At 45.5% G+C, this 23,189-nt stretch carries 38 protein-coding genes and 1 rRNA gene; all 39 read left to right on the top strand.

Features of this window, described 5'->3' with window-relative positions:
• Positions 1–67 precede the first annotated feature (67 nt).
• Positions 68–889 (top strand): FKBP-type peptidyl-prolyl cis-trans isomerase, encoded by an 822-nt coding sequence (fkpA, locus tag C9I89_RS11045; protein ID WP_107283416.1) that lies wholly within the window; start codon positions 68–70, stop codon positions 887–889.
• Between the two features lie 224 nt (positions 890–1,113).
• Positions 1,114–1,803, top strand: a complete 690-nt coding sequence (locus C9I89_RS11040; RefSeq protein WP_425440412.1) for a helix-turn-helix transcriptional regulator — start codon at positions 1,114–1,116, stop codon at positions 1,801–1,803.
• Positions 1,800–2,192 (top strand): sulfurtransferase complex subunit TusD, encoded by a 393-nt coding sequence (tusD, locus tag C9I89_RS11035; RefSeq protein ID WP_107283414.1) that lies wholly within the window; start codon positions 1,800–1,802, stop codon positions 2,190–2,192. The genes C9I89_RS11040 and tusD overlap by 4 nt, the downstream gene beginning before the upstream one ends.
• 23 nt (positions 2,193–2,215) lie before the next feature.
• Positions 2,216–2,572 carry a sulfurtransferase complex subunit TusC gene (gene tusC / locus C9I89_RS11030; protein ID WP_107283413.1) on the top strand — a complete coding sequence of 119 codons (357 nt, stop codon included), beginning with the start codon at positions 2,216–2,218 and terminating at the stop codon, positions 2,570–2,572.
• 7 nt (positions 2,573–2,579) lie between these two features.
• Positions 2,580–2,873, top strand: coding sequence for a sulfurtransferase complex subunit TusB (tusB, locus tag C9I89_RS11025; RefSeq protein WP_107283412.1), 294 nt, complete (start codon positions 2,580–2,582; stop codon positions 2,871–2,873).
• Positions 2,874–3,052: 179 nt separating this feature from the next.
• On the top strand, positions 3,053–3,427 hold the full coding sequence (rpsL, locus tag C9I89_RS11020) for a 30S ribosomal protein S12 (RefSeq protein WP_107283411.1): 375 nt from the start codon (positions 3,053–3,055) through the stop codon (positions 3,425–3,427).
• A gap of 92 nt (positions 3,428–3,519) precedes the next feature.
• Positions 3,520–3,990 (top strand): 30S ribosomal protein S7, encoded by a 471-nt coding sequence (gene rpsG / locus C9I89_RS11015; protein WP_107283410.1) that lies wholly within the window; start codon positions 3,520–3,522, stop codon positions 3,988–3,990.
• A gap of 78 nt (positions 3,991–4,068) precedes the next feature.
• Positions 4,069–6,165: an elongation factor G gene (gene fusA, locus C9I89_RS11010; protein WP_107283409.1), complete on the top strand. Its 2,097-nt coding sequence runs from the start codon at positions 4,069–4,071 to the stop codon at positions 6,163–6,165.
• Positions 6,166–6,268: 103 nt separating this feature from the next.
• A complete protein-coding gene (tuf, locus tag C9I89_RS11005; protein ID WP_107283408.1) occupies positions 6,269–7,453 on the top strand; it encodes an elongation factor Tu in 1,185 nt (394 codons plus the stop codon).
• Positions 7,454–7,735: 282 nt separating this feature from the next.
• Positions 7,736–8,206: a bacterioferritin gene (gene bfr, locus C9I89_RS11000; protein ID WP_107283407.1), complete on the top strand. Its 471-nt coding sequence runs from the start codon at positions 7,736–7,738 to the stop codon at positions 8,204–8,206.
• Between the two features lie 389 nt (positions 8,207–8,595).
• Entirely contained in the window at positions 8,596–8,907 is a 312-nt protein-coding gene (gene rpsJ / locus C9I89_RS10995) for a 30S ribosomal protein S10 (RefSeq protein ID WP_005501283.1), read from the top strand.
• A 13-nt stretch (positions 8,908–8,920) separates the two neighbouring features.
• On the top strand, positions 8,921–9,550 hold the full coding sequence (rplC, locus tag C9I89_RS10990; RefSeq protein ID WP_107283406.1) for a 50S ribosomal protein L3: 630 nt from the start codon (positions 8,921–8,923) through the stop codon (positions 9,548–9,550).
• Between the two features lie 16 nt (positions 9,551–9,566).
• Complete coding sequence (gene rplD / locus C9I89_RS10985) at positions 9,567–10,169, top strand: 50S ribosomal protein L4 (protein WP_107283405.1); 603 nt, start codon at positions 9,567–9,569, stop codon at positions 10,167–10,169.
• Positions 10,166–10,468 carry a 50S ribosomal protein L23 gene (gene rplW, locus C9I89_RS10980; protein ID WP_107283404.1) on the top strand — a complete coding sequence of 101 codons (303 nt, stop codon included), beginning with the start codon at positions 10,166–10,168 and terminating at the stop codon, positions 10,466–10,468. Before rplD ends, rplW begins: the two co-directional genes overlap by 4 nt.
• An 18-nt stretch (positions 10,469–10,486) precedes the next feature.
• The gene (gene rplB, locus C9I89_RS10975) at positions 10,487–11,311 is read left to right on the top strand and encodes a 50S ribosomal protein L2 (protein ID WP_107283403.1); all 825 of its coding nucleotides are present in this window, start codon (positions 10,487–10,489) and stop codon (positions 11,309–11,311) included.
• Positions 11,312–11,331: 20 nt separating this feature from the next.
• A complete protein-coding gene (gene rpsS, locus C9I89_RS10970; protein ID WP_107283402.1) occupies positions 11,332–11,610 on the top strand; it encodes a 30S ribosomal protein S19 in 279 nt (92 codons plus the stop codon).
• A 10-nt stretch (positions 11,611–11,620) separates the two neighbouring features.
• Positions 11,621–11,953 carry a 50S ribosomal protein L22 gene (rplV, locus tag C9I89_RS10965; protein ID WP_107283401.1) on the top strand — a complete coding sequence of 111 codons (333 nt, stop codon included), beginning with the start codon at positions 11,621–11,623 and terminating at the stop codon, positions 11,951–11,953.
• Between the two features lie 19 nt (positions 11,954–11,972).
• Positions 11,973–12,662, top strand: coding sequence for a 30S ribosomal protein S3 (gene rpsC / locus C9I89_RS10960; RefSeq protein ID WP_107283400.1), 690 nt, complete (start codon positions 11,973–11,975; stop codon positions 12,660–12,662).
• A gap of 11 nt (positions 12,663–12,673) precedes the next feature.
• Complete coding sequence (gene rplP, locus C9I89_RS10955; protein WP_107283399.1) at positions 12,674–13,084, top strand: 50S ribosomal protein L16; 411 nt, start codon at positions 12,674–12,676, stop codon at positions 13,082–13,084.
• Positions 13,084–13,275, top strand: a complete 192-nt coding sequence (gene rpmC / locus C9I89_RS10950) for a 50S ribosomal protein L29 (protein WP_107283398.1) — start codon at positions 13,084–13,086, stop codon at positions 13,273–13,275. The genes rplP and rpmC overlap by 1 nt, the downstream gene beginning before the upstream one ends.
• Positions 13,275–13,529: a 30S ribosomal protein S17 gene (gene rpsQ / locus C9I89_RS10945; RefSeq protein ID WP_107283397.1), complete on the top strand. Its 255-nt coding sequence runs from the start codon at positions 13,275–13,277 to the stop codon at positions 13,527–13,529. Before rpmC ends, rpsQ begins: the two co-directional genes overlap by 1 nt.
• A gap of 163 nt (positions 13,530–13,692) precedes the next feature.
• Positions 13,693–14,064 carry a 50S ribosomal protein L14 gene (gene rplN, locus C9I89_RS10940; protein WP_075762918.1) on the top strand — a complete coding sequence of 124 codons (372 nt, stop codon included), beginning with the start codon at positions 13,693–13,695 and terminating at the stop codon, positions 14,062–14,064.
• Positions 14,065–14,076: 12 nt separating this feature from the next.
• The gene (gene rplX, locus C9I89_RS10935) at positions 14,077–14,391 is read left to right on the top strand and encodes a 50S ribosomal protein L24 (RefSeq protein ID WP_107283396.1); all 315 of its coding nucleotides are present in this window, start codon (positions 14,077–14,079) and stop codon (positions 14,389–14,391) included.
• Positions 14,392–14,406: 15 nt separating this feature from the next.
• Positions 14,407–14,946, top strand: coding sequence for a 50S ribosomal protein L5 (gene rplE / locus C9I89_RS10930; protein WP_107283395.1), 540 nt, complete (start codon positions 14,407–14,409; stop codon positions 14,944–14,946).
• A 15-nt stretch (positions 14,947–14,961) separates the two neighbouring features.
• Positions 14,962–15,267 (top strand): 30S ribosomal protein S14, encoded by a 306-nt coding sequence (rpsN, locus tag C9I89_RS10925; RefSeq protein WP_107283394.1) that lies wholly within the window; start codon positions 14,962–14,964, stop codon positions 15,265–15,267.
• 35 nt (positions 15,268–15,302) lie between these two features.
• Positions 15,303–15,695, top strand: a complete 393-nt coding sequence (gene rpsH / locus C9I89_RS10920) for a 30S ribosomal protein S8 (RefSeq protein ID WP_107283393.1) — start codon at positions 15,303–15,305, stop codon at positions 15,693–15,695.
• 12 nt (positions 15,696–15,707) lie between these two features.
• Positions 15,708–16,241 carry a 50S ribosomal protein L6 gene (gene rplF, locus C9I89_RS10915; protein WP_107283392.1) on the top strand — a complete coding sequence of 178 codons (534 nt, stop codon included), beginning with the start codon at positions 15,708–15,710 and terminating at the stop codon, positions 16,239–16,241.
• A 9-nt stretch (positions 16,242–16,250) separates the two neighbouring features.
• On the top strand, positions 16,251–16,604 hold the full coding sequence (gene rplR / locus C9I89_RS10910) for a 50S ribosomal protein L18 (protein WP_107283391.1): 354 nt from the start codon (positions 16,251–16,253) through the stop codon (positions 16,602–16,604).
• A 12-nt stretch (positions 16,605–16,616) separates the two neighbouring features.
• Positions 16,617–17,114, top strand: a complete 498-nt coding sequence (rpsE, locus tag C9I89_RS10905; RefSeq protein WP_107283390.1) for a 30S ribosomal protein S5 — start codon at positions 16,617–16,619, stop codon at positions 17,112–17,114.
• Positions 17,115–17,119: 5 nt separating this feature from the next.
• A complete protein-coding gene (gene rpmD / locus C9I89_RS10900; RefSeq protein WP_107283389.1) occupies positions 17,120–17,299 on the top strand; it encodes a 50S ribosomal protein L30 in 180 nt (59 codons plus the stop codon).
• A 5-nt stretch (positions 17,300–17,304) separates the two neighbouring features.
• Positions 17,305–17,739: a 50S ribosomal protein L15 gene (rplO, locus tag C9I89_RS10895; protein ID WP_107283388.1), complete on the top strand. Its 435-nt coding sequence runs from the start codon at positions 17,305–17,307 to the stop codon at positions 17,737–17,739.
• A 22-nt stretch (positions 17,740–17,761) separates the two neighbouring features.
• Positions 17,762–19,087 carry a preprotein translocase subunit SecY gene (gene secY, locus C9I89_RS10890; protein ID WP_107283387.1) on the top strand — a complete coding sequence of 442 codons (1,326 nt, stop codon included), beginning with the start codon at positions 17,762–17,764 and terminating at the stop codon, positions 19,085–19,087.
• A gap of 29 nt (positions 19,088–19,116) precedes the next feature.
• On the top strand, positions 19,117–19,230 hold the full coding sequence (gene rpmJ, locus C9I89_RS10885; RefSeq protein ID WP_005417265.1) for a 50S ribosomal protein L36: 114 nt from the start codon (positions 19,117–19,119) through the stop codon (positions 19,228–19,230).
• 145 nt (positions 19,231–19,375) lie between these two features.
• Positions 19,376–19,732 carry a 30S ribosomal protein S13 gene (gene rpsM / locus C9I89_RS10880; RefSeq protein WP_107283386.1) on the top strand — a complete coding sequence of 119 codons (357 nt, stop codon included), beginning with the start codon at positions 19,376–19,378 and terminating at the stop codon, positions 19,730–19,732.
• Positions 19,733–19,751: 19 nt separating this feature from the next.
• Positions 19,752–20,141: a 30S ribosomal protein S11 gene (gene rpsK / locus C9I89_RS10875; RefSeq protein ID WP_005370963.1), complete on the top strand. Its 390-nt coding sequence runs from the start codon at positions 19,752–19,754 to the stop codon at positions 20,139–20,141.
• Between the two features lie 27 nt (positions 20,142–20,168).
• Positions 20,169–20,789 carry a 30S ribosomal protein S4 gene (gene rpsD, locus C9I89_RS10870; RefSeq protein ID WP_107283385.1) on the top strand — a complete coding sequence of 207 codons (621 nt, stop codon included), beginning with the start codon at positions 20,169–20,171 and terminating at the stop codon, positions 20,787–20,789.
• Positions 20,790–20,812: 23 nt separating this feature from the next.
• Positions 20,813–21,802, top strand: coding sequence for a DNA-directed RNA polymerase subunit alpha (locus C9I89_RS10865; RefSeq protein ID WP_107283384.1), 990 nt, complete (start codon positions 20,813–20,815; stop codon positions 21,800–21,802).
• A 33-nt stretch (positions 21,803–21,835) separates the two neighbouring features.
• Positions 21,836–22,222, top strand: coding sequence for a 50S ribosomal protein L17 (gene rplQ / locus C9I89_RS10860; protein ID WP_107283383.1), 387 nt, complete (start codon positions 21,836–21,838; stop codon positions 22,220–22,222).
• Between the two features lie 903 nt (positions 22,223–23,125).
• Positions 23,126–23,189, top strand: a 16S ribosomal RNA gene (locus C9I89_RS10855); the annotation flags it as partial.

Below are 23,189 nucleotides of genomic sequence, written 5' to 3'. Positions count from 1 at the left end.
TTCACACCTACTGTGAAAAGCAAAGCTAAAAAATGAGGCATTACCTCATCGACTGATGGAGAAATACATGAAACCTGTTCTAAAGATGTCTGTTCTGGCTGCAACAATCCTACTGGCCGTTGGCTGCCAAGATGAAAAAGCGGCGGAAACACAATCCGCTGAGCCTGCAAAAGTAGAGCAGGTAGCAGCAGATACAGCAACCGCTGAACAAGCAAAAGAAGCGTTTGCCTCTGAAGACCAAAAATCAGCTTACGCAATTGGTGCCTCTCTTGCGCAATACCTTGCTGCTAACCTGGACCAGCAAAAAGAGCTTGGCCTGGAACTGAACCGTGATGACGTACTAGCTGGTGTGAGTGATGTCTTTGCGAACAAGAGCCGCATGACACCAGAAGAAACACAGCAGGCGCTTCAGGAACTTGATAAGCGTGTCTCTGATATCGTTGCAGAAAAAGCGAAAGTGGAATCTGAGAAAAACATCAAAGCAGGCGAAGACTTCCGTGCTGAATTTGAAAAGCAGGACGGCGTAGCGAAGACTGAGTCAGGTCTTTTATACCAAGTCGAAAAGCAAGGTGAAGGCGAAAAGCCAGCGGCAACAGATACAGTAAAAGTACACTATAAAGGCATGCTGACTGACGGTACTGAGTTTGATAGCTCTTACAAGCGTAACCAGCCTGCGACATTCCCACTAAATCAAGTGATCCCTGGCTGGACTGAAGGTGTACAGCTAATGCCGGTAGGTTCTAAGTTTAAGTTTGTTATCCCGCCAGAACTGGCATACGGATCTCAGGCAAATCCAAGCATTCCTGCCAACTCAACGCTTGTGTTTGAAGTTGAGTTGCTTGAGATCGTGAAAGCGAAGCAACCTGCTGCTGAAGTAAAAACGCAGTAATTTTCTTGATTACCGCTGATAAATTTTGCAGATAGTTTGATAAGACCCGACCTGTGTTGGGTCTTTTTTTATCGATATTCTGATAAACTTGCTAACAAGATTTGAATTTATGTCCATTCTATTGATTATCTATTGACTCTCGGTTGAGCTGATAATGAATGTAATGGGTATTTGCAAGGAAGATTTGAACAGTGGTCTCTACAGATAACTTTGGTTCTGATGTCATGATTGAAAGTGACTTGGTTGAAACTCGCGCTTTCACTGAGCATGACTATATTATTTTACACTCTTATGAAGCCGTGGTTGATGGCCTGGCGGCATTGATCGGTCCGTTTTGTGAGATCGTATTGCATTCATTAGCGGATCTGAATACGTCGGCAATCAAGATTGCCAACGGTGAAAATACCGGGCGTAAGGTTGGATCGCCAATTACCGATCTGGCGCTGCGGATGTTGCGGGATATTGAAGGTTCTGAGCGTAACTTTTCTCGTGCCTATTTCACTCGAGCGAAAGGTGGTGACTTGATGAAGTCGATCACCATTGCCATTCGTAATGGTGAAAAGCGGATCATTGGTTTGCTGTGTATTAACATTAACCTCGATGCCCCTTTTTCACAAATTCTGCAATCTTTCATGCCTACCGATGAGGCGAAGCATGCGGCTTCAACAGTCAATTTTGCCAGTGATGTTGATGAGCTGGTGGATCAGACTGTTGAACGTACGATTGAAGAAATTAATGCGGATAAAGGCGTATCGAACAACGCCAAAAACCGGCAAATTGTGATGGAGTTGTACGATAAGGGCATTTTCGATATTAAAGATGCCATCAATCGGGTTGCTGATCGCTTGAATATCTCCAAACACACCGTGTACCTCTATATTCGTCAGCGTAAAACTGAGGATGGCGAAAAATGATATTGAATTATGTCTTGGTGGTTGACGGCCCGGCATATGGCCGTCAATCAGCTCGTTCGGCATATCAATTTGCGCAGGCGGTAGTAGAGCAGGGGCATCGATTGTCCCGGATCTTTTTTTACCAGGACGGTGTTCATAATGGTTCTGCGCTGACAGCACCCGCGTCGGATGAATTTGATTTGGTTGCCGCCTGGCAACAGTTGTCCATCGCACATAATATTGAGCTGCAAACCTGTGTTGCGGCAGCATTGCGGCGCGGCATTGTTGGTGAGCAGGAAGCCGAACAGAATCAGTTGCCTGGCAATAATCTGGCAACAGGGTTTGAACAGGCAGGGCTGGGCGGTTTAGCGGAAGCACTGCTGACGGCTGATCGTGTGATTCAATTTTAAGTTACCCATTTTAAGTGAGCAACATGAAACCGTTAGGCTTTGTATTCCGAAGTGCCCCGCATGGTAAAAGCTGTGGTCGAGAAGGGCTTGATGCGGTATTGGCCACATCAGCCTACAGTGAAAATTTACATTTGTTCTTCATTGACGATGGTGTTTTTCAGTTACTGAACAATCAACAGCCTGCCAAAATTTTATCCCGCGATTATATCGCCACCTTCAAAATGCTCGATTTATACGACATTGAGAATATCTATGTCTGTCGGCATTCAATGGCAGAGCGGGGGCTGACGGAAGAGGATTTGATTATTGATGTGACCATACTGGATGAAGCCGAAATAACAATGAAATTGCAACATTGCCAACGCATGCTAAGCTTCTGAGGTCGATATGTTACATACCATCACAACATCACCTTTTCATACCCAGTCTCTGCAAAGCTGTCTACGCTATATAAGCCAAGATGATGAGATTTTATTGCTCCAAGATGCAGTAATTGCCGGATTAAGAGAAAATTTCTGGTGTGAAGCAATAAAAAATTCAGGTGTAAGAATTTATTTACTGAAAGAAGATCTTTTGGCTCGAGGAATTATCGATAAAGTGGATAATTCCTTTGAGGTTGTTGATTATAAAGGGTTTGTTTCACTTTCTGTTGAGCATGAAACGCAGATGAATTGGGCATAAAATCACGCTTTATACAACATAGCCTGTCAAATTTTATGATTGTTTAAGAAATGATCACATGATTGATCGTTGTATACATCTTGACACCCCATTGTGCGACGCCTAAAATTTCGCGTCCTCCTGTTGTTGGGAGGCAGATTTTTCACATTTTACGAAAGTAATATTTCAGGAGCTATTTAATGGCAACTATTAACCAGCTGGTTCGCAAGCCACGTGTAAAGCAAGTTGTAAAAAGCAACGTGCCTGCGCTAGCAGCGTGCCCGCAAAAGCGTGGTGTATGTACTCGTGTTTACACTACTACACCTAAAAAACCGAACTCCGCACTACGTAAAGTATGTCGTGTTCGTCTGACTAACGGCTTTGAAGTTACTTCATACATCGGCGGTGAAGGTCACAACCTTCAGGAGCACTCAGTTGTTCTTATCCGTGGTGGTCGTGTTAAAGATTTACCAGGTGTGCGTTACCACACCGTTCGTGGTGCACTTGACTGTGCAGGCGTTAACGACCGTAAGAAAGGTCGTTCTAAGTACGGTGTTAAGCGTCCTAAGTCTTAATGGATTCCGTTAAGTAAGGCCAAACATTTAAATTAAATTTGAAAAAACTGAAAAGTTTTGGATAACCTGAAGAAGACAACGGAGATATATCCATGCCACGTCGTCGCGTAATCGGCCAGCGTAAAATTCTATCTGACCCTAAGTTCGGATCTGATCTGCTGGCAAAATTCGTTAACATCCTTATGGTTGACGGAAAGAAATCTACTGCAGAAAAAATCGTTTACACTGCACTAGATACTATGGCTGAGCGTTCTGGTGAAGAATGTTTATCTGTATTTGAAAAAGCTCTTGAAAATGTACGCCCTGCGGTAGAAGTTAAATCTCGCCGTGTTGGTGGTTCAACTTACCAGGTGCCTGTAGAAGTACGTCCAGTACGTCGTAACGCACTAGCTATGCGCTGGTTAGTTGATGCTGCGCGTAAGCGTGGTGAAAAATCTATGGCTCAGCGTCTAGCAGGCGAAATGCTTGATGCGGCTGACAACAAAGGTACTGCTGTTAAGAAACGTGAAGACGTTCACCGTATGGCAGACGCGAACAAAGCGTTCGCACATTACCGCTGGTAATAGCAAATGGACACAGCAGGCGATTCCTGCTGTGTCTAAACCATACTCTAAGGTAACCCTTAGTAAGAGGATACAACCGTGGCTCGTAAAACGCCTATCGAGCGCTACCGTAATATCGGTATCTGTGCTCACGTCGACGCCGGTAAAACAACTACTACCGAGCGAATCCTGTTTTATACAGGCCTATCTCACAAGATCGGTGAAGTACACGACGGCGCTGCTACTATGGACTGGATGGAGCAGGAGCAGGAGCGTGGTATCACTATCACATCCGCTGCGACTACTACGTTCTGGCGTGGTATGGACGGTCAGTTTCCAGAGCATCGCGTAAATATCATTGATACCCCGGGACACGTTGACTTCACTATCGAAGTAGAACGTTCCTTGCGAGTACTCGATGGTGCTGTTGTAGTTTTCTGTGGTGCTTCCGGTGTTGAACCGCAGTCTGAGACTGTATGGCGTCAGGCTGATAAGTACGAAGTGCCGCGTATGGTTTTCGTAAACAAGATGGACCGTGCTGGTGCAGACTTCCTGCGTGTTGTTGACCAGATTAAGAACCGTCTTGGTGCGAACCCAGTGCCAATCCAGCTTAACATTGGTGCTGAAGAAGAATTTAAAGGTGTAATCGACCTGATCAAAATGAAGACCATTAACTGGTCGGAAGAAGATCAAGGTATGACTTTCACCCATGAAGACATCCCAGCAGAGCTGCAAGACCTTGCTGATGAATGGCGCATGAACTTAGTTGAATCAGCAGCAGAAGCTACTGAAGAACTAATGGAAAAATACCTTGAAGAAGGTGAACTGTCTGAAGAAGAAATTAAGGCAGGTCTTCGTCATCGTACTCTGAACAATGAAATCGTGCTGGCAACCTGTGGTTCTGCCTTTAAGAACAAAGGTGTTCAGGCAGTACTGGATGCAGTTATCGATTTCCTACCTTCACCAACCGAAGTGAAAGCTATCAACGGTGAAGACGAACAAGGTAATGCTGTTGAGCGTCATTCAAGCGATGACGAACCCTTCTCAGCGCTTGCGTTTAAGATCGCAACCGACCCGTTCGTAGGTACATTGACGTTCATGCGTGTTTATTCTGGTGTTGTAAACACTGGTGATACCGTCTACAACTCTGTTAAAGAAAAACGTGAGCGTTTTGGTCGTATCGTTCAGATGCACGCGAACAAACGTGAAGAGATCAAAGAAATCCGTGCCGGTGATATCGCTGCGGCAATTGGTCTTAAAAGCGTAACTACTGGTGATACTCTGTGCGATCTGAATGACAAAGTTATTCTTGAGCGTATGGAGTTTCCTGAACCAGTAATTCAGATCGCGGTTGAGCCAAGATCGCAAGCTGATCAAGAAAAGATGGGTGTCGCGCTGGGTAAGCTAGCGGCAGAAGATCCATCTTTCCGAGTGGAAACCGATGATGAATCAGGCCAGACGTTAATTTCTGGTATGGGTGAACTTCACCTTGATATCATCGTTGACCGTATGAAGCGTGAATTCAGCGTTGACTGTAACGTGGGTAAACCTCAGGTTGCTTATCGCGAAACTATTCGTGGTAAAACAGAAGTTGAAGGCAAGTTTGTACGTCAATCCGGTGGCCGCGGTCAGTTTGGTCATGTATGGCTGAAGATTGAACCGTCGGAACCTGGTGAAGGTTTCGTATTCGTTGATGAAATCGTCGGCGGTGCTGTACCAAAAGAATATATTGGTTCAGTATCTAAGGGTATCGAAGAGCAAATGAAGAACGGTGTGCTTGCGGGCTACCCTGTTCTTGACGTGAAAGCGACGTTGTTCGATGGTTCTTATCACGATGTTGACTCCAGCGAAATGGCGTTTAAAATCGCAGGTTCAATGGCATTCAGGAAAGGTGCGCTAGAAGCAAGCCCGGTTATTCTTGAACCCATGATGAAAGTTGAAGTAACGACTCCTGAAGACTGGATGGGTGATGTGGTTGGCGATCTTAACCGTCGTCGCGGCATGATCGAAGGTATGGACGATGGCCTGGCGGGTCTTAAAATCATTCATGCTAAGGTACCTCTGTCTTCAATGTTTGGTTATGCAACTGACTTACGTTCTGCAACTCAAGGCCGTGCGTCTTACTCGATGGAATTTCATGAGTACTTTGAAGTTCCTAAGAACATTGCAGATGGCATCATCGCAGAGCGCACATAACTGAATTATTTGCGTCAACTGCGGTTGGCGCATTAAAATACAAACTTCGGACGCGTCCCCTAACCTAGTAGGGGGCGTATCTTAACTAGGAAGGAACACGATTGTGTCTAAAGAAAAATTTGAACGCGTAAAACCGCACGTTAACGTTGGTACAATTGGCCACGTCGATCACGGTAAAACAACTCTAACTGCAGCTATCTGTACTACTCTTGCAAAAGTTTACGGCGGTGTTGCTAAAGACTTCGCATCTATCGATAACGCTCCAGAAGAGCGCGAGCGCGGTATCACAATCTCTACTTCTCACGTAGAGTACGATACTCCAACTCGTCACTACGCACACGTTGACTGCCCAGGACACGCCGATTATGTTAAAAACATGATCACTGGTGCTGCTCAAATGGATGGTGGTATCCTAGTTGTTGCTGCAACTGATGGCCCTATGCCTCAGACTCGTGAGCACATCCTTCTTGGTCGTCAGGTTGGTATCCCTTACATCATCGTATTCATGAACAAATGTGACATGGTTGATGATGAAGAGCTACTAGAACTAGTAGAAATGGAAGTTCGTGAACTTCTTTCTGAGTACGACTTCCCAGGTGATGACTGCCCAGTAATCATGGGTTCTGCACTTGGCGCACTTAACGGTGAAGCTCAGTGGGAAGAGAAGATCATTGAACTAGCTGAAGCTCTAGATAACTACATCCCTGAGCCTGAGCGTGCAATCGATCTACCATTCATCCTTCCTATCGAAGATGTATTCTCAATCCAGGGCCGTGGTACTGTTGTAACTGGTCGTGTTGAGCAAGGTATCGTTCGCGTAGGTGACGAAGTTGCTATCGTTGGTATCAAAGACACTATCACTACTACATGTACTGGTGTTGAGATGTTCCGTAAGCTTCTTGACGAAGGCCGTGCTGGTGAGAACGTTGGTGTTCTTCTACGTGGTACTAAGCGTGACGAAGTTGAACGTGGTCAGGTTCTTGCTAAGCCAGGTTCAATCACTCCACACACTACTTTCACTTCAGAAATCTATGTTCTTTCTAAAGATGAAGGCGGTCGTCACACTCCTTTCTTCAAAGGTTACCGTCCACAGTTCTACTTCCGTACAACTGACGTAACTGGTACTATCGAGCTACCAGAAGGCGTTGAAATGGTAATGCCTGGTGATAACATCTCTATGACTGTTACTCTAATCGCTCCTATCGCGATGGACGAAGGTCTACGTTTTGCTATCCGTGAAGGTGGCCGTACAGTTGGTGCTGGTGTTGTTGCTACAATCGTTGCTTAATTTGCAATAATTGAACGACACGAAAAGGGAGCCTAAGGGCTCCCTTTTTTTATGCCTGTAAATTAAGTACTGTGTAATAATCAGTTAACTGCTCGAAACTGACTGATATCGACCCACTTTGGGATCGCAATACGGGAACCGTATCAGTCAGGCCCAGAAGGTCACCGAGCCGGTATTTATCATAAGCGACAAAAATCGAGTCAATCTTGGCTCTCACTTTTTTGACACTCTTGAAATTGGTTCTACTATTAAAAGACCTGACAGAAAAGTATCCCCCTTCCCATGAAAACCGACCCGAAAATCATTAAATATCTCAACGAAGTGCTGGCCAATGAATTAGTCGCCATCAACCAATACGCCCTTCATGCAAGAATATATAAGGAATGGGGCTTAACTCGTCTCGCCCACAAGGAATCTCATGAATCGCGAGATGACAGGAAGCATGCCGAGCACCTGATTAAACGCATCCTGTTGTTAGGTGGATCGCCGGATCTGCCCGATTTAGGCAAGCTCGATATTGGTGAAGATCCGCGGGATATGCTGGAGTGCGATTTAGCGTTGGAGATGGCTGCGATGCTCGAGCTAAATGATGCTATTGCTTATGCTGAAAAAGTTCATGATTACGTTACCCGTGACTTGTTTCGGGATATCCAGCAAAAAGAAAAAGAGCATGCTGATTGGTTTGAAACCCAGCTAGACCTGATTGAAAAAATAGGCAACGCGAATTATAGCCAGACACAAATTTCAGGTTAAAGCCAGCGTACAGCCTCAGTGTCGATGCCCTAACAACGAATTACTGAAACAAAATAGGGAAGCCTAATGATGGACTTCCTTTCAGATCAAATCGACTTTCGTATCTCGAACGATTATTTTTCGATCAAGGCTTGCGCTTAAAAGTGTGATCTGTATAATGCACGCCACTGTCTCATTAAAGATAGTTGTGAACCAATAAGCGTTGAGGAAGAAGTCGCTCGTAAACGACTTGGTAATGTATACTCTGACTTATGTTCGCAGTCATTAAATTGACTGACAACGTACCCAAAAGGGGTACTACGGTTTCACATAAATCAATCGGCATTCCCTCGTTCAGATGAGCGTGAATGGCGATATTGTTTGTGTAAATTTTACTGGAGCTCTGTCTAATGCAGAACCAACGTATTCGTATCCGCCTAAAGGCGTTCGATCACCGTTTGATCGACCAGTCTACTGCGGAAATCGTTGAAACAGCTAAGCGTACTGGCGCGCAGGTTCGTGGTCCTATTCCACTACCGACTCGCAAAGAGCGCTTCACTGTTCTTATTTCTCCACACGTCAATAAAGATGCACGTGATCAGTACGAAATCCGTACTCACAAGCGTCTTATCGACATCGTTGAGCCTACAGATAAAACTGTTGATGCTCTAATGCGTCTAGATCTAGCTGCTGGCGTTGACGTCCAGATCAGCCTAGGTTAAGGGGAGATAAGAAATGATTGGTCTAATCGGTCGTAAAGTGGGCATGACCCGCATCTTTACCGAAGATGGCGTTTCTATCCCAGTAACAGTGGTTGAAGTTGAAGCTAACCGTGTAACTCAAGTTAAAACACTTGAAACTGACGGTTACAACGCAATTCAGATCACAACTGGTGCTAAGAAAGCTAACCGTGTATCTAAGCCAGAAGCAGGTCACTTCGCAAAAGCGGGTGTTGAAGCTGGTCGCGGTCTTTGGGAATTCCGTCTAGATAATGGTGAAGAGTTTGCAGTTGGCGCTGAGCTAAATGTTGAACTGTTCAACGAAGTTAAAAAAGTAGACGTTACTGGTACATCTAAAGGTAAGGGTTTCCAAGGCGCAATTAAGCGTTGGAACTTCCGTACTCAAGATATGACCCACGGTAACTCCTTGTCTCACCGCGCTCCGGGTTCAATTGGCCAATGTCAAACTCCAGGTCGTGTATTTAAAGGCAAGAAAATGGCTGGTCACATGGGTGCTGAGCGTGTAACGACTCAAAACCTAGAGATCGTACGTGTTGACGCTGAGCGCAATCTGCTTCTTATTAAAGGTGCGGTACCGGGCTCAACAGGTGGCAACGTGATCGTTAAACCAGCTGTTAAAGCGTAAGGTCGAGGAGTTAGTAATGGAATTGGTAGTCAAAGGCGCTGATGCGCTAACTGTCTCCGAAACTACTTTTGGACGTGATTTCAATGAAGCTCTAGTACACCAAGTAGTTGTTGCTTATGCAGCAGGTGCTCGTCAAGGTACTCGTGCTCAGAAAACTCGTTCTGACGTTTCTGGTGGTGGTGCTAAACCATGGCGCCAGAAAGGTACAGGCCGTGCACGTGCAGGTACTATTCGTAGTCCGCTATGGCGCACAGGTGGTGTAACTTTCGCAGCTCGTCCACAGGACCACAGCCAGAAAGTTAACAAAAAAATGTACCGCGGTGCTATGAAGAGCATTCTTTCTGAGCTAGTTCGTCAAGAGCGTCTAATCGTTGTTGATAACTTCTCTGTAGAAGCACCAAAGACAAAAGAACTAGCAGCAAAGCTTAAAGAGCTTGATCTGACTGATGTTCTAATCGTAACTGGCGAACTAGATGAGAATCTATTCCTTGCAGCACGTAACCTTTACAAGGTAGACGTTCGTGATGCAGCGACAATCGACCCAGTTAGCTTGATCGCTTTCGACAAAATCGTGATGACTGCAGCTGCAGTTAAACAAGTTGAGGAGATGCTAGCATGATCACTGAAGAGCGTATTTTAAAAGTTCTCCGTGCTCCGCACATTTCTGAAAAAGCAACGACTGCTGCAGAAAACGCGAATACTATCGTGTTCAAAGTAGCAATTAATGCAACGAAGAAAGAGATCAAAGCAGCAGTTGAAAAACTGTTCGAGGTTGAAGTTAAGTCTGTAAATACTCTTGTTGCTAAGGGTAAGACCAAACGTCAAGGTGCACGTGAAGGCCGTCGTAACGACTGGAAAAAAGCGTACGTTATCTTGAAAGAAGGTCAAGACATCGACTTCGCTGGTAGTGCAGAGTAAGGCTAGGAGCAAAGAAGAATGGCTATTGTTAAATGTAAGCCGACTTCCCCGGGTCGTCGCCACGTAGTTAAAGTGGTTAACTCTGACCTGCATAAGGGTAAGCCGTACGCACCACTACTAGAGAAAAAATCTAAGTCTGGTGGTCGTAACAATAACGGTCGTATCACAGTACGTCACATCGGTGGTGGTAACAAGCAACACTACCGTATGATCGACTTTAAACGTACTAAAGATGGTATCCCAGCGAAAGTTGAGCGTTTGGAATATGATCCAAACCGTAGCGCAAACATCGCGCTAGTGCTTTACGCTGACGGTGAACGCCGTTACATCATTGCACCAAAAGGCATCCAAGCTGGTGATTCAATCCAGTCTGGCGCTGATGCTGCGATCAAAGTTGGTAACACGTTACCAATGCGCAACATCCCAGTAGGTTCAACAGTACACTGTGTTGAGCTTAAGCCTGGTAAAGGTGCTCAGCTGGCTCGTTCAGCTGGTGCATACGCTCAGATCATTGCACGTGCAGGCACATATGTGACTCTACGTCTGCGTTCTGGTGAAATGCGTAAGGTTCTTTCTGAAGGTCGTGCGACCCTAGGTGAAGTTGGTAACGCAGAACACATGCTACGTGAGCTAGGTAAAGCTGGTGCTTCACGCTGGCGCGGTGTTCGTCCAACTGTACGTGGTGTTGTAATGAACCCAGTTGACCACCCACACGGTGGTGGTGAAGGCCGTACATCTGGTGGCCGTCACCCAGTTACACCTTGGGGTGTTCCTACGAAGGGTTACAAAACTCGTAAGAACAAACGTACCGACAAGTACATCGTACGTCGTCGTAATAAGTAATAATTATCAGAGGATAAGCCATGCCACGTTCTCTCAAGAAAGGTCCTTTCATTGACCTGCACTTGCTGAAGAAGGTAGAGAAAGCGGTGGAAAGCGGAGACAAGAAGCCTGTTAAGACTTGGTCCCGTCGCTCAATGATCATCCCACAGATGATCAATTTGACCATCGCTGTCCATAATGGTCGTCAGCACGTTCCTGTTTTCGTTTCTGAAGAAATGATCGGTCACAAGCTAGGCGAATTTGCACCAACACGTACTTATCGCGGCCACGCTGCAGATAAGAAAGCTAAGAAGCGCTAAGGAGTAAGTAATGGAAGCTATCGCTAAACATCGCTTTGCTCGCATTTCGCCGCAGAAAGCTCGTTTGGTTGCAGATCAACTGCGCGGTAAGCCAGTTGCTCAAGCTCTAGAAATTCTACAGTTCAGCAACAAAAAAGCTGCTGAACTAATCAAGAAAGTTCTAGATTCAGCTATCGCTAACGCAGAACACAACGAAGGCGCAGACATTGATGATCTTAATGTTGCAAAAATCTTCGTTGACGAAGGTCCTACCATGAAGCGTATTATGCCTCGTGCTAAAGGCCGTGCCGATCGCATCTTGAAGCGTTCTAGCCACATCACTGTTGTTGTAGCAGACCGCTAAGAGACTAGGAGAGAAAGCAATGGGTCAGAAAGTACATCCTAATGGTATTCGTCTAGGCATCGTTAAGCCTTGGAATACCACTTGGTTTGCTAATAGCCAAGAGTTCGCTGACAACCTAGACGGCGACTTCAAGGTACGTCAGTTCCTTACTAAAGAACTGAAAAAAGCGTCTCTATCACGTATCGTTATCGAGCGTCCTGCTAAGAGCATCCGTGTGACTATTCACACTGCTCGTCCAGGCATTGTTATCGGTAAGAAAGGTGAAGACGTAGAAAAGCTACGCGCTCGCGTGTCTAAGATCGCTGGTGTTCCAGCTCAGATCAACATCGCAGAAGTACGTAAGCCTGAGTTAGACGGTCAACTGGTTGCAGACAGCATTTCGTCTCAGCTAGAGCGTCGTGTTATGTTCCGTCGCGCTATGAAGCGTGCAGTTCAGAACGCTATGCGTCTTGGCGCTAAGGGTATCAAAGTTCAAGTAGGTGGTCGTTTAGGCGGCGCTGAAATCGCACGTTCTGAGTGGTACCGTGAAGGTCGTGTACCTCTACACACTCTTCGTGCTGACATTGATTACGCAACTTCTTCGGCTCACACCCAATACGGTGTAATTGGCGTTAAAGTTTGGATCTTCAAAGGTGAAGTTCTAGGCGGTATGCCAGTTGCAGAGCCAAAGGCTGACAAGCCTAAGAAGCAACGCAAAGGCCGTAAATAAGGAGTTTATTGATGCTGCAACCTAAACGCACTAAATTCCGCAAGACTTTTAAAGGTCGTAACCGCGGTCTAGCGAACGGTACTGATGTAAGCTTCGGTACTTTTGGTCTTAAAGCTGTTGGTCGTGGTCGTTTGACTGCTCGCCAAATTGAAGCTGCACGTCGTGCTATGACTCGTCATGTTAAACGTCAAGGCCAAATCTGGATTCGAGTCTTCCCCGACAAGCCTATTACAAGCAAGCCGTTGGAAGTTCGTCAGGGTAAGGGTAAAGGTAACGTTGAGTACTGGGTAGCCCAAATCCAACCAGGCAAAGTTCTTTATGAAATGGATGGTGTTTCTGAAGCACTAGCACGTGACGCATTTGAACTTGCTGCACGTAAGCTACCTATCAAGACAACATTTGTAACTAAGGCGGTAATGTGATGAACGCTGTAGATCTACGCGCAAAAAGCGTTGAAGAACTGAATGCTGAACTTGTGGGCCTACTACGTGAACAGTTTAACTTGCGTATGCAAGCTGCAACTGGTCAGTTACAGCAGACTCACAATCTGAAAGCTGTACGCCGTGATATCGCACGTGTTAAAACCGTTCTGACTGAAAAGGCTGGCGCATAATGAGCGAACAAACCCGTATTCAGCTAGGTCGTGTAGTTAGTGACAAGATGGACAAGTCTATCGTTGTTGCTATCGAACGCATGGTGAAACATCCGATTTATGGTAAGTTCATCAAACGTACGACTAAGCTTCATGCACACGATGAAAACAACGAATGTGGCCTAGGCGACACAGTTGAAGTTCGTGAATGTCGTCCACTGTCTAAGACTAAGTCTTGGACTCTGGTACGCGTAGTTGAAAAAGCTCGCGTTTAAGCGAACTTGACAACGAAATGATCAAGCGGCCCTGAATAAATTTAGGGTCGTTTATTTTTTGTCTACCCATCGGTCGAAAATGGTGTTATTATTCGCCGCCTTTGAAGTAAAGGCATTCCGACCCGCGATGGGTCTAGATGTTTAAAATAAGCGGAGCACTAACATGATCCAAATGCAAAGTACGCTTGACGCAGCCGATAACTCCGGCGCTCGTCGCGTAATGTGTATTAAGGTTCTGGGTGGTTCTCACCGCCGTTACGCACACATCGGTGATATCATCAAGATTACTGTGAAAGAAGCAATTCCTCGCGGTAAAGTTAAAAAAGGTGATGTTCTGAAGGCGGTGGTTGTACGCACCCGTAAAGGCGTTCGTCGCCCTGACGGCTCTGTCATTCGCTTCGACCGTAATGCTTGTGTATTGTTGAACGATACTACAGAGCAACCAATCGGTACTCGTATTTTTGGCCCAGTGACGCGTGAACTTCGCAATGCGAAATTCATGAAAATCGTTTCACTAGCGCCTGAAGTGCTGTAAGGAGTAACTAAAATGGCAGCTAAAATCCGTCGCAACGACGAAGTTATCGTTCTTACCGGTAAAGATAAAGGTAAGAAAGGTAAAGTAACTAAGGTTCTAGCAACCGGTAAAGTTATCGTTGAAGGTATTAACCTTGTTAAAAAACACCAGAAGCCTGTACCGGCAATGGGTGTACAAGGTGGCATCGTTGAACAAGAAGCAGCTATTGATGTTTCTAACGTTGCAATCTTCAATGCTGAAACTGGTAAAGCAGACCGTGTAGGCTTCCGATTTGAAGACGACAAAAAAGTTCGTTTCTTTAAATCTAATAGCGTAACTATCAAGTAAGTTTGGAGTAGTACTATGGCGAAACTGCATGATTACTACAAAGAGACTGTTGTAAAAGAGCTTGCTGACAAGTTCGAATACAAGAGTATCATGCAAGTCCCAAGGATCGAAAAAATCACACTTAACATGGGTGTGGGTGAAGCGATCAACGACAAGAAGCTTTTAGAGAATGCTGCTGCTGACATGACTGCTATTGCAGGTCAGAAGCCGCTAATCACTAAAGCTCGTAAGTCTGTTGCTGGCTTTAAGATCCGAGAGGGCTACCCTATTGGCTGTAAAGTAACCCTACGTGGCGAACGCATGTGGGATTTCTTCGAGCGTCTAATTTCAATTGCTGTTCCTCGTATCCGTGATTTCCGTGGTCTAAACCCGAAATCATTTGACGGTCGTGGTAACTATAGCATGGGCGTTCGTGAGCAGATCATCTTCCCAGAAATCGATTACGATAAAGTAGATCGTATCCGTGGTCTTGACATCACGATTACAACTTCTGCTAGCTCTGATGAAGAAGCTCAAGCTCTGTTATCTGCTTTTAACTTCCCATTCCGTAAGTAAAAGTAAGGGTTACTAATGGCTAAAGAATCAATGAAGGCGCGTGAAGTTAAACGTGCCAAGCTTGTAGCTAAGTTCGCTGAAAAGCGTTCGGCGCTAAAAGCTATTATTAGTGACGTGAATGCGTCTGAAGAAGATCGCTGGAATGCAGTGCTTAAACTTCAGTCTCTACCACGCGATTCTAGTTCGTCTCGTCAGCGTAACCGCTGTAACCAGACTGGACGTCCACACGGCTACCTACGTAAGTTTGGTCTTAGCCGTATCAAGGTTCGTGAAGCTTGCATGAAAGGCGAGATTCCGGGTCTGCGTAAGGCTAGCTGGTAATCAGCTGCCAATTTAGAATCACGGAGTATTGACTTATGAGCATGCAAGATCCGATCTCGGATATGCTGACCCGTCTTCGTAACGGTCAGGCAGCGAAAAAAGTTGCTGTAAAAATGCCATCTTCTAAGCTGAAAGTTGCTATTGCAACTCTTTTGAAAGAAGAAGGTTTTGTGGCTGACTACACTGTTACTGGTGAAGTTAAGCCTGAGCTAGAAGTTACTCTTAAGTACTTCGAAGCTAACCCAGTTATCGAGCAAATCCAACGTGTATCACGTCCAGGTCTGCGCATCTACAAGAAAAAAGGTGCGTTACCATCAGTGATGGGTGGTTTGGGTATTGCTGTTGTTTCCACTTCCAAGGGTCTTATGACCGACCGTGCTGCTCGTAAAGCCGGCCTTGGCGGTGAGATTATCTGCTACGTAGCTTAATAGGAGTAGGACATGTCTCGTGTTGCAAAAGCACCTGTAGTTATTCCTGCCGGCGTAGAATTTAAACTCAACGGCCAGGAAGTTACTGTTAAAGGTCCTAAGGGTGAACTAGTTCGCACTTTCAACCAAGCAGTAGTTTTTTCTCAGGAAGAAAACACAATTACTTTCGGTCCACGCGAAGGTGTTGCTAACGCTTGGGCACAAGCAGGTACTGCTCGTGCACTAGTTAACAACATGGTTGTTGGTGTTACTGAAGGCTTTACTAAGAAGCTAACCCTTAAAGGTGTTGGTTACCGTGCGAACGTTGCTGGTAGCACTGTTAACCTTACTTTGGGCTTCTCGCATCCAGTTGCGCATGAATTGCCAGCCGGTATGAAAGCTGAATGTCCTTCACAAACTGAAATCGTACTTACGGGTACTGATAAGCAGGTTGTTGGTCAGGTAGCGGCTGAAATTCGCGCTTACCGTAGCCCTGAGCCTTATAAAGGCAAAGGTGTTCGTTACGCCGACGAAGTCGTGCGTACTAAAGAAGCTAAGAAGAAGTAAGGTAACACTATGGATAAGAAAGTTTCTCGTATCCGTCGTGCGACCCGTGCACGTCGTAAGATTGCTGAACTTGGCGCGACTCGTCTGGTTATACACCGTACTCCACGTCACGTGTATGCTCAGGTAATCGCACCGAATGGCTCCGAGGTTATCGCTTCAGCTTCTACCGTAGAAAAAGCGATCCGTGAGCAAGTTAAGAGCACCGGTAACAAAGACGCTGCTGCAGCTGTAGGTAAAGCTATTGCTGAGCGCGCGATTGAAAAAGGCGTCTCTAGCGTTGCATTCGATCGTTCTGGTTTCCAATACCACGGCCGTGTAGCTGCACTAGCAGAAGCTGCTCGTGAAGCTGGTCTGAAATTCTAAGGTAGGCGGAAGATGGCTAACGAAAAAACACAATCAGATTTGCATGAAAAGCTGATCGCTGTTAACCGTGTATCAAAGACGGTTAAAGGCGGACGCATTTTCAGCTTTACTGCACTAACAGTAGTTGGTGACGGTAACGGTCGCATCGGTTTTGGTTACGGTAAGGCACGTGAAGTACCTGCTGCAATCCAAAAATCAATGGAAAAAGCACGCCGTAACATGGTTACTATCGCGCTTAACGACGGTACTCTACACCACGCTGTTAAAGGTCGCCACACTGGTTCTAAAGTGTACATGCAACCTGCATCAGAAGGTACTGGTATCATCGCCGGTGGTGCTATGCGTGCAGTGCTAGAGGTTGCGGGTATCCGTAACGTACTAGCTAAAGCATACGGTTCTACAAACCCAATCAACGTTGTTCGCGCAACAATTGATGGTTTGAGTGGTATGAACTCTCCAGAAATGATCGCTGCTAAGCGTGGTCTTTCTGTTAAAGAAATTCTGGAGTGATAGACATGGCTAAGACAATTAAAGTAACACAGACAAAGAGCTCTATCGGTCGTTTGCCGAAGCATAAAGCATCTTTGCGTGGCTTAGGCCTTCGTCGTATCAACCACACTGTTGAACTTGAAGATACTGCTTGCGTACGCGGCATGATCAACAAAGTTCACTACATGGTTAAAATTGAGGAGTAATCAGAATGCGTTTGAATACTCTATCACCGGCTGCGGGTTCTAAGCCTTCTGCGAAGCGCGTAGGTCGTGGTATCGGTTCTGGTCTGGGCAAAACTTGTGGCCGTGGTCACAAAGGTCAGAAATCACGTTCAGGTGGTTCTGTACGTCCAGGCTTTGAAGGCGGTCAAATGCCTTTGAAACAGCGTCTACCAAAATTCGGTTTTACTTCTCGTAAGAGCTTGGTAACAGCTGAAGTTCGTCTAGCAGAACTAGCGAAACTTGAAGGTGACGTGATTGATCTAGCTACATTGAAAGATGCAAACATCATCACTAAGAATATTAAATTTGTAAAAATTGTTCTTTCTGGTGAAATCGCACGTTCAGTGACAGTTAAAGGTCTTCGCGTGACTAAAGGCGCTAAAGCTGCAATCGAAGCTGCCGGCGGTAAAATCGAGGAATAATTAACTCGAGGATGAGGTACAGATGGCTAAACAACCAGGACAAGATTTTCGTAGCGCACAAGGTGGCCTAGCAGAGCTTAAGACTCGCCTTTTATTCGTATTAGGTGCTATCTTGATTTTCCGAGCAGGTTCTTTTGTGCCTATTCCTGGTATTGACGCTGCTGTACTTGCCGATCTGTTCGAACAGCAAAAGGGTACCGTCATTGAACTGTTTAACATGTTCTCTGGTGGTGCACTTGAGCGTGCTTCTATCTTAGCATTGGGTATTATGCCGTATATCTCGGCCTCTATTATTGTCCAGTTGCTAACGGTAGTTCACCCGGCCTTGGCCGAGTTGAAGAAAGAGGGTGAATCTGGTCGTCGTAAGATCAGCCAGTACACTCGCTACGGCACGCTTGTTTTGGCAACCTTCCAAGCAATTGGTATTGCGACGGGGTTACCAAGTATGATCCCAGGTCTGGTCATTAATCCAGGCCTTGGATTCTACTTTGTTGCAGTTGTTAGTTTGGTTACCGGCACCATGTTCTTGATGTGGTTAGGTGAGCAAATTACAGAACGCGGCATTGGTAACGGTATATCGGTGATTATTTTTACCGGTATCGTTGCAGGTTTGCCACCGGCTATTGGACAGACCGTAGAGCAAGCACGTCAAGGTGAATTGCACGTACTTCTTCTACTGTTAATTGCAGTAATTTCTTTCGCTGTGATTTATTTCGTAGTGTTTATGGAGCGTGGTCAGCGTCGTATCGTCGTTAACTATGCCAAGCGTCAGCAAGGCCGTCGCGTCTTTGCCGCGCAAAGCACTCACTTGCCATTGAAAATTAATATGGCAGGGGTAATTCCAGCGATTTTTGCATCAAGTATTATTCTGTTTCCAGGCACACTGGCTCAGTGGTTTGGTCAGAACGAGAACCTAGGTTGGTTAAGTGATATTTCACTGGCACTAAGCCCAGGTCAACCGCTTTATGTAATGCTTTATGCGACTGCGATTATTTTCTTCTGTTTCTTCTATACCGCGTTGGTGTTTAACCCTCGCGAGACAGCTGATAACTTGAAGAAGTCTGGTGCATTCGTACCTGGTATTCGCCCGGGTGAACAGACCTCGAAATATATTGATAAAGTGATGACACGTCTAACCCTAGCGGGTGCGTTGTATATTACCTTTATTTGTCTGATCCCCGAGTTCATGATGATTGCATGGAATGTCCGCTTCTATTTTGGCGGTACATCACTACTTATCGTAGTCGTTGTAATCATGGACTTCATGGCTCAAGTTCAGACACATATGATGTCTCAACAGTATGAGTCAGTTTTGAAAAAGGCTAATCTTAAAGGCTATGGCCGTTAAATAAGATTATCCATTTACGGAGTTTAGCAATGAAAGTTCGTGCTTCCGTTAAGAAAATCTGCCGCAACTGCAAAGTTATCAAGCGCAACGGTGTTGTGCGTGTAATTTGCGTTGAGCCTAAGCATAAACAGCGCCAAGGCTAATTAGCAGAAATATTTCTTGCAAATTGAAGGTAGGTTGGCTAAATTAGCCAACCAATCTTTTGTGTGTGCAAAAGAATTGTACCACCACTGCGTATCCTAAACGGGCTCTGCAGTGGTTATTCTTGTAAAGTACTAGGAGTGAATAGTGGCCCGTATTGCAGGCATTAACATTCCTGATCAGAAACATTCTGTTATCGCACTTACTGCGATCTACGGAATCGGTAAAACTCGTTCGAAAGCTGTTTTAGCTGAAGCGGGTATTGCTGAAGATGTTAAGATCAGCGAATTATCTGAAGAGCAGATCGATCTACTGCGTGATGGTGTAGCTAAATACACTGTAGAAGGTGATCTACGTCGTGAAGTTTCTATGAACATCAAACGTCTTATGGACCTTGGTTGTTACCGTGGAATCCGTCACCGTCGCAGTCTACCTCTACGTGGACAGCGTACTAAAACCAACGCACGTACCCGTAAAGGTCCGCGCAAGCCGATCAAAAAATAATCGGATAAGGTAGAGTACAATGGCAAAGCAACCAACTCGCGCTCGTAAGCGCGTACGCAAGCAAGTAGCTGATGGCGTAGCGCACATCCATGCTTCTTTTAATAACACAATCGTAACCATTACAGACCGTCAAGGTAATGCTCTTTCTTGGGCAACTGCAGGTGGTTCAGGTTTCCGTGGTTCTCGTAAATCTACTCCGTTCGCTGCACAGGTTGCTGCTGAGCGTTGTGGTGAAATGGCCAAAGAATATGGCGTTAAGAACCTGGAAGTTATGGTTAAGGGACCTGGTCCTGGTCGTGAGTCTACAATCCGTGCATTAAATGCAGCGGGTTTCCGTATCACTAACATTGTTGATGCGACTCCGATCCCTCATAACGGTTGTCGTCCACCTAAGAAACGTCGCGTATAACGTTTCTAGGAATATTGGAGAAAGAACATGGCAAGATATTTGGGTCCTAAGCTGAAGCTTAGCCGTCGCGAAGGCACTGACTTATTCCTTAAGTCAGGCGTACGTGCGATTGATACCAAGTGTAAAATTGATAACGCGCCGGGCCAGCATGGTGCTCGTCGTGGTCGTCTGTCTGACTACGGTGTTCAGCTTCGTGAGAAGCAGAAAGTTCGTCGTACATATGGCGTATTAGAAAAACAATTCCGTAACTACTATAAAGCAGCTGCACGCCTTAAAGGCAACACAGGTGAAAACCTGCTTCAGCTTCTTGAAGGTCGTCTTGATAATGTTGTTTACCGCATGGGTTTTGGTGCTACACGCGCTGAATCACGTCAGTTGGTAAGCCACAAAGCGATCCTAGTTAACGGTACAGTCGTAAACGTTCCTTCTTTCAAGGTAGCGGCAAACGACGTTGTTAGCATTCGTGAGAAAGCTAAGAACCAAGCACGCATCAAAGCAGCTCTTGAAGTTGCTACTCAGCGTGAACTACCGACTTGGGTCGAAGTAGACAGCAGCAAACTGGAAGGTACGTTCAAGCGTCTTCCAGAACGTTCTGATTTGTCTGCCGACATCAACGAACACCTGATCGTCGAGCTTTACTCTAAGTAAGGCTATAGTTAAGAGAGGACACAATGCAGGGTTCTGTAACAGAATTTCTTAAGCCGCGTCTTGTTGACATTGAACAAGTTAGCACGACGCATGCAAAAGTAACTCTAGAGCCACTAGAGCGTGGTTTTGGCCACACTTTAGGTAACGCTCTTCGTCGTATTTTATTATCTTCAATGCCAGGTTGTGCTGTAAGTGAAGTTGAAATCGATGGTGTGTTACATGAGTACAGCACCAAAGAGGGAGTTCAGGAAGATGTTCTCGAAATCCTTTTAAACCTTAAAGGTCTTGCCGTTAAGGTTGAGGGTAAAGATGAAGTTATCCTTACTCTGAACAAATCTGGTGCAGGCCCTGTTGTTGCAGGTGACATCACCCATGATGGTGATGTTGAGATTGCGAACCCAGAGCACGTAATCTGCCACATAACTGATGACAATGCTGAAATCAGCATGCGCATCAAGGTAGAACGTGGTCGTGGCTATGTACCAGCTTCTGCTCGAATTCACACTGAAGAAGACGAGCGTCCAATTGGTCGTCTGTTAGTTGATGCAACTTACAGCCCTGTGGACCGTATCGCATATGCCGTAGAGGCAGCACGTGTTGAACAACGTACTGATCTTGATAAGCTTGTGATCGATATGGAAACTAACGGTACGCTTGATCCTGAGGAAGCTATCCGTCGTGCAGCAACTATTCTTGCTGAACAACTGGATGCATTCGTAGATCTTCGTGATGTACGAGTTCCTGAAGAGAAAGAAGAGAAGCCAGAGTTCGATCCGATCCTACTGCGTCCTGTAGACGATCTTGAACTAACTGTTCGCTCTGCTAACTGTTTGAAAGCAGAAGCGATCCATTACATCGGTGATCTTGTTCAGCGTACTGAGGTTGAGCTTCTTAAAACGCCAAACCTTGGTAAGAAGTCTTTGACTGAAATCAAAGACGTGCTGGCATCACGTGGTCTTTCTCTGGGCATGCGCCTGGAAAACTGGCCGCCAGCATCAATCGCTGAAGATTAATAGTTACTGATATCTAGTTAGAAGGATTAGGTCATGCGCCATCGTAAGAGTGGTCGTCAACTCAACCGCAACAGCAGTCATCGTAAAGCGATGTTCAGCAACATGGCTAGCTCTCTGGTACGTCACGAAATTATCAAGACTACCTTGCCTAAAGCAAAAGAGCTACGTCGCGTAATTGAGCCATTGATTACCCTAGCTAAGACAGACAGTGTTGCTAACCGTCGTCTTGCATTCGCACGCACTCGTGATAACGAAGTGGTAGCGAAACTATTTAACGAATTAGGTCCACGCTTCACTAAGCGTCCAGGTGGTTACACTCGCATTATGAAATGCGGTTTCCGTACTGGCGATAAAGCCCCAATGGCTTTCATCGAGCTTGTAGATCGTCCTGAAGCACAGGAAGAAGCTGCTGCTGAATAAGCAAAAGCGCGTTAAATTAAAAAAGGCCGAGTCTTAGACTCGGCTTTTTTTTTGCCAGTACACTTCCATATAATCCCCAGTAACAATCACCAATAGCCCATAATCATCCATAAACGTTTATTGAGCGCAAAGTCTTCGATGTGTTGATGTCGAGATTCAGGATATGCCGATCATTTTTAGCGTTATAAGCAGCTCGTATTTTAGTGCAGTAGCGAAAAATTCTGGTAAAAAGTATCGCTTGAACAGAAATGGCCCTTACTGCTGTGGCTAGCTATTGATGTTGATTATTTTAAACGCAGAGTATCACAGGGCGAAGAATGCGTTTTTAAAACTATTTTTCAGCAGCAATTTTGCTTTGGTTTCCAGCAGTATTGGAGTCGTGTCAAAGAGGCGGGTGACGATATGGTTAGATTGTTGTCGGAAAAATAGGTAGAAATAGTCAAACTTGGTGATTGTTCGACCGCTTGGTGTTTTTTTTTATGGTTTCCCTTGCCAATCATAAATGACCCCTTATAATGCCGCCTCACCGACACGGAGAGCGTCTTCTTATAATAAGGAGTTAGCAATCCTACGGTAGGATGAAAATACAGAGAAATAAGTTTTAAAAAGTGTTTGACACGATAACTTAATTCGCTAGAATGGCCGTCCACTTCAACGATAGGGCTAAATGCTGAAAGCATTAGTTTGTTTGATTGAAGTTTGTTCTTTAACAATTTGACCATGCAATCTGTGTGGGCACTCGTGAAATGATTAGTCAAAAAGATTTATCAATGAACTGAGTGACCGAACGATATGGTTCCTGCAGAGGAATGATATTGGCACAGTCAATTTACGTTTCAACTTCGGTTGAAACAGAAAATCAGTAAAAATCATTGAGCCGTATCGAAAGATACAACAAAACTTTAATTGAAGAGTTTGATCATGGCTCAGATTGAACGCTGGCGGCAGGCCTAACACATGCAAGTCG

Origin of the sequence: Photobacterium lipolyticum (assembly GCF_003026475.1) — a bacterium.
Lineage (GTDB): Bacteria > Pseudomonadota > Gammaproteobacteria > Enterobacterales > Vibrionaceae > Photobacterium > Photobacterium lipolyticum.
The sequence above is the reverse complement of the archived record's forward strand: the minus strand, read 5'-3'. Positions and strand labels throughout refer to the sequence as shown.

Excerpts from the sequence above, each read along its gene's own strand:
- fkpA (WP_107283416.1), top strand. The coding sequence starts at position 68 with ATGAAACCTGTTCTAAAGATGTCTGTTCTGGCTGCAACAATCCTACTG.
- C9I89_RS11040 (WP_425440412.1), top strand. The coding sequence starts at position 1,114 with ATGATTGAAAGTGACTTGGTTGAAACTCGCGCTTTCACTGAGCATGAC.
- tusD (WP_107283414.1), top strand. The coding sequence starts at position 1,800 with ATGATATTGAATTATGTCTTGGTGGTTGACGGCCCGGCATATGGCCGT.
- tusC (WP_107283413.1), top strand. The coding sequence starts at position 2,216 with ATGAAACCGTTAGGCTTTGTATTCCGAAGTGCCCCGCATGGTAAAAGC.
- tusB (WP_107283412.1), top strand. The coding sequence starts at position 2,580 with ATGTTACATACCATCACAACATCACCTTTTCATACCCAGTCTCTGCAA.
- rpsL (WP_107283411.1), top strand. The coding sequence starts at position 3,053 with ATGGCAACTATTAACCAGCTGGTTCGCAAGCCACGTGTAAAGCAAGTT.
- rpsG (WP_107283410.1), top strand. The coding sequence starts at position 3,520 with ATGCCACGTCGTCGCGTAATCGGCCAGCGTAAAATTCTATCTGACCCT.
- bfr (WP_107283407.1), top strand. The coding sequence starts at position 7,736 with ATGAAAACCGACCCGAAAATCATTAAATATCTCAACGAAGTGCTGGCC.
- rpsJ (WP_005501283.1), top strand. The coding sequence starts at position 8,596 with ATGCAGAACCAACGTATTCGTATCCGCCTAAAGGCGTTCGATCACCGT.
- rplC (WP_107283406.1), top strand. The coding sequence starts at position 8,921 with ATGATTGGTCTAATCGGTCGTAAAGTGGGCATGACCCGCATCTTTACC.
- rplD (WP_107283405.1), top strand. The coding sequence starts at position 9,567 with ATGGAATTGGTAGTCAAAGGCGCTGATGCGCTAACTGTCTCCGAAACT.
- rplW (WP_107283404.1), top strand. The coding sequence starts at position 10,166 with ATGATCACTGAAGAGCGTATTTTAAAAGTTCTCCGTGCTCCGCACATT.
- rplB (WP_107283403.1), top strand. The coding sequence starts at position 10,487 with ATGGCTATTGTTAAATGTAAGCCGACTTCCCCGGGTCGTCGCCACGTA.
- rpsS (WP_107283402.1), top strand. The coding sequence starts at position 11,332 with ATGCCACGTTCTCTCAAGAAAGGTCCTTTCATTGACCTGCACTTGCTG.
- rplV (WP_107283401.1), top strand. The coding sequence starts at position 11,621 with ATGGAAGCTATCGCTAAACATCGCTTTGCTCGCATTTCGCCGCAGAAA.
- rpsC (WP_107283400.1), top strand. The coding sequence starts at position 11,973 with ATGGGTCAGAAAGTACATCCTAATGGTATTCGTCTAGGCATCGTTAAG.
- rplP (WP_107283399.1), top strand. The coding sequence starts at position 12,674 with ATGCTGCAACCTAAACGCACTAAATTCCGCAAGACTTTTAAAGGTCGT.
- rpmC (WP_107283398.1), top strand. The coding sequence starts at position 13,084 with ATGAACGCTGTAGATCTACGCGCAAAAAGCGTTGAAGAACTGAATGCT.
- rpsQ (WP_107283397.1), top strand. The coding sequence starts at position 13,275 with ATGAGCGAACAAACCCGTATTCAGCTAGGTCGTGTAGTTAGTGACAAG.
- rplN (WP_075762918.1), top strand. The coding sequence starts at position 13,693 with ATGATCCAAATGCAAAGTACGCTTGACGCAGCCGATAACTCCGGCGCT.
- rplX (WP_107283396.1), top strand. The coding sequence starts at position 14,077 with ATGGCAGCTAAAATCCGTCGCAACGACGAAGTTATCGTTCTTACCGGT.
- rplE (WP_107283395.1), top strand. The coding sequence starts at position 14,407 with ATGGCGAAACTGCATGATTACTACAAAGAGACTGTTGTAAAAGAGCTT.
- rpsN (WP_107283394.1), top strand. The coding sequence starts at position 14,962 with ATGGCTAAAGAATCAATGAAGGCGCGTGAAGTTAAACGTGCCAAGCTT.
- rpsH (WP_107283393.1), top strand. The coding sequence starts at position 15,303 with ATGAGCATGCAAGATCCGATCTCGGATATGCTGACCCGTCTTCGTAAC.
- rplF (WP_107283392.1), top strand. The coding sequence starts at position 15,708 with ATGTCTCGTGTTGCAAAAGCACCTGTAGTTATTCCTGCCGGCGTAGAA.
- rplR (WP_107283391.1), top strand. The coding sequence starts at position 16,251 with ATGGATAAGAAAGTTTCTCGTATCCGTCGTGCGACCCGTGCACGTCGT.
- rpsE (WP_107283390.1), top strand. The coding sequence starts at position 16,617 with ATGGCTAACGAAAAAACACAATCAGATTTGCATGAAAAGCTGATCGCT.
- rpmD (WP_107283389.1), top strand. The coding sequence starts at position 17,120 with ATGGCTAAGACAATTAAAGTAACACAGACAAAGAGCTCTATCGGTCGT.
- rplO (WP_107283388.1), top strand. The coding sequence starts at position 17,305 with ATGCGTTTGAATACTCTATCACCGGCTGCGGGTTCTAAGCCTTCTGCG.
- secY (WP_107283387.1), top strand. The coding sequence starts at position 17,762 with ATGGCTAAACAACCAGGACAAGATTTTCGTAGCGCACAAGGTGGCCTA.
- rpmJ (WP_005417265.1), top strand. The coding sequence starts at position 19,117 with ATGAAAGTTCGTGCTTCCGTTAAGAAAATCTGCCGCAACTGCAAAGTT.
- rpsK (WP_005370963.1), top strand. The coding sequence starts at position 19,752 with ATGGCAAAGCAACCAACTCGCGCTCGTAAGCGCGTACGCAAGCAAGTA.
- rpsD (WP_107283385.1), top strand. The coding sequence starts at position 20,169 with ATGGCAAGATATTTGGGTCCTAAGCTGAAGCTTAGCCGTCGCGAAGGC.
- C9I89_RS10865 (WP_107283384.1), top strand. The coding sequence starts at position 20,813 with ATGCAGGGTTCTGTAACAGAATTTCTTAAGCCGCGTCTTGTTGACATT.
- rplQ (WP_107283383.1), top strand. The coding sequence starts at position 21,836 with ATGCGCCATCGTAAGAGTGGTCGTCAACTCAACCGCAACAGCAGTCAT.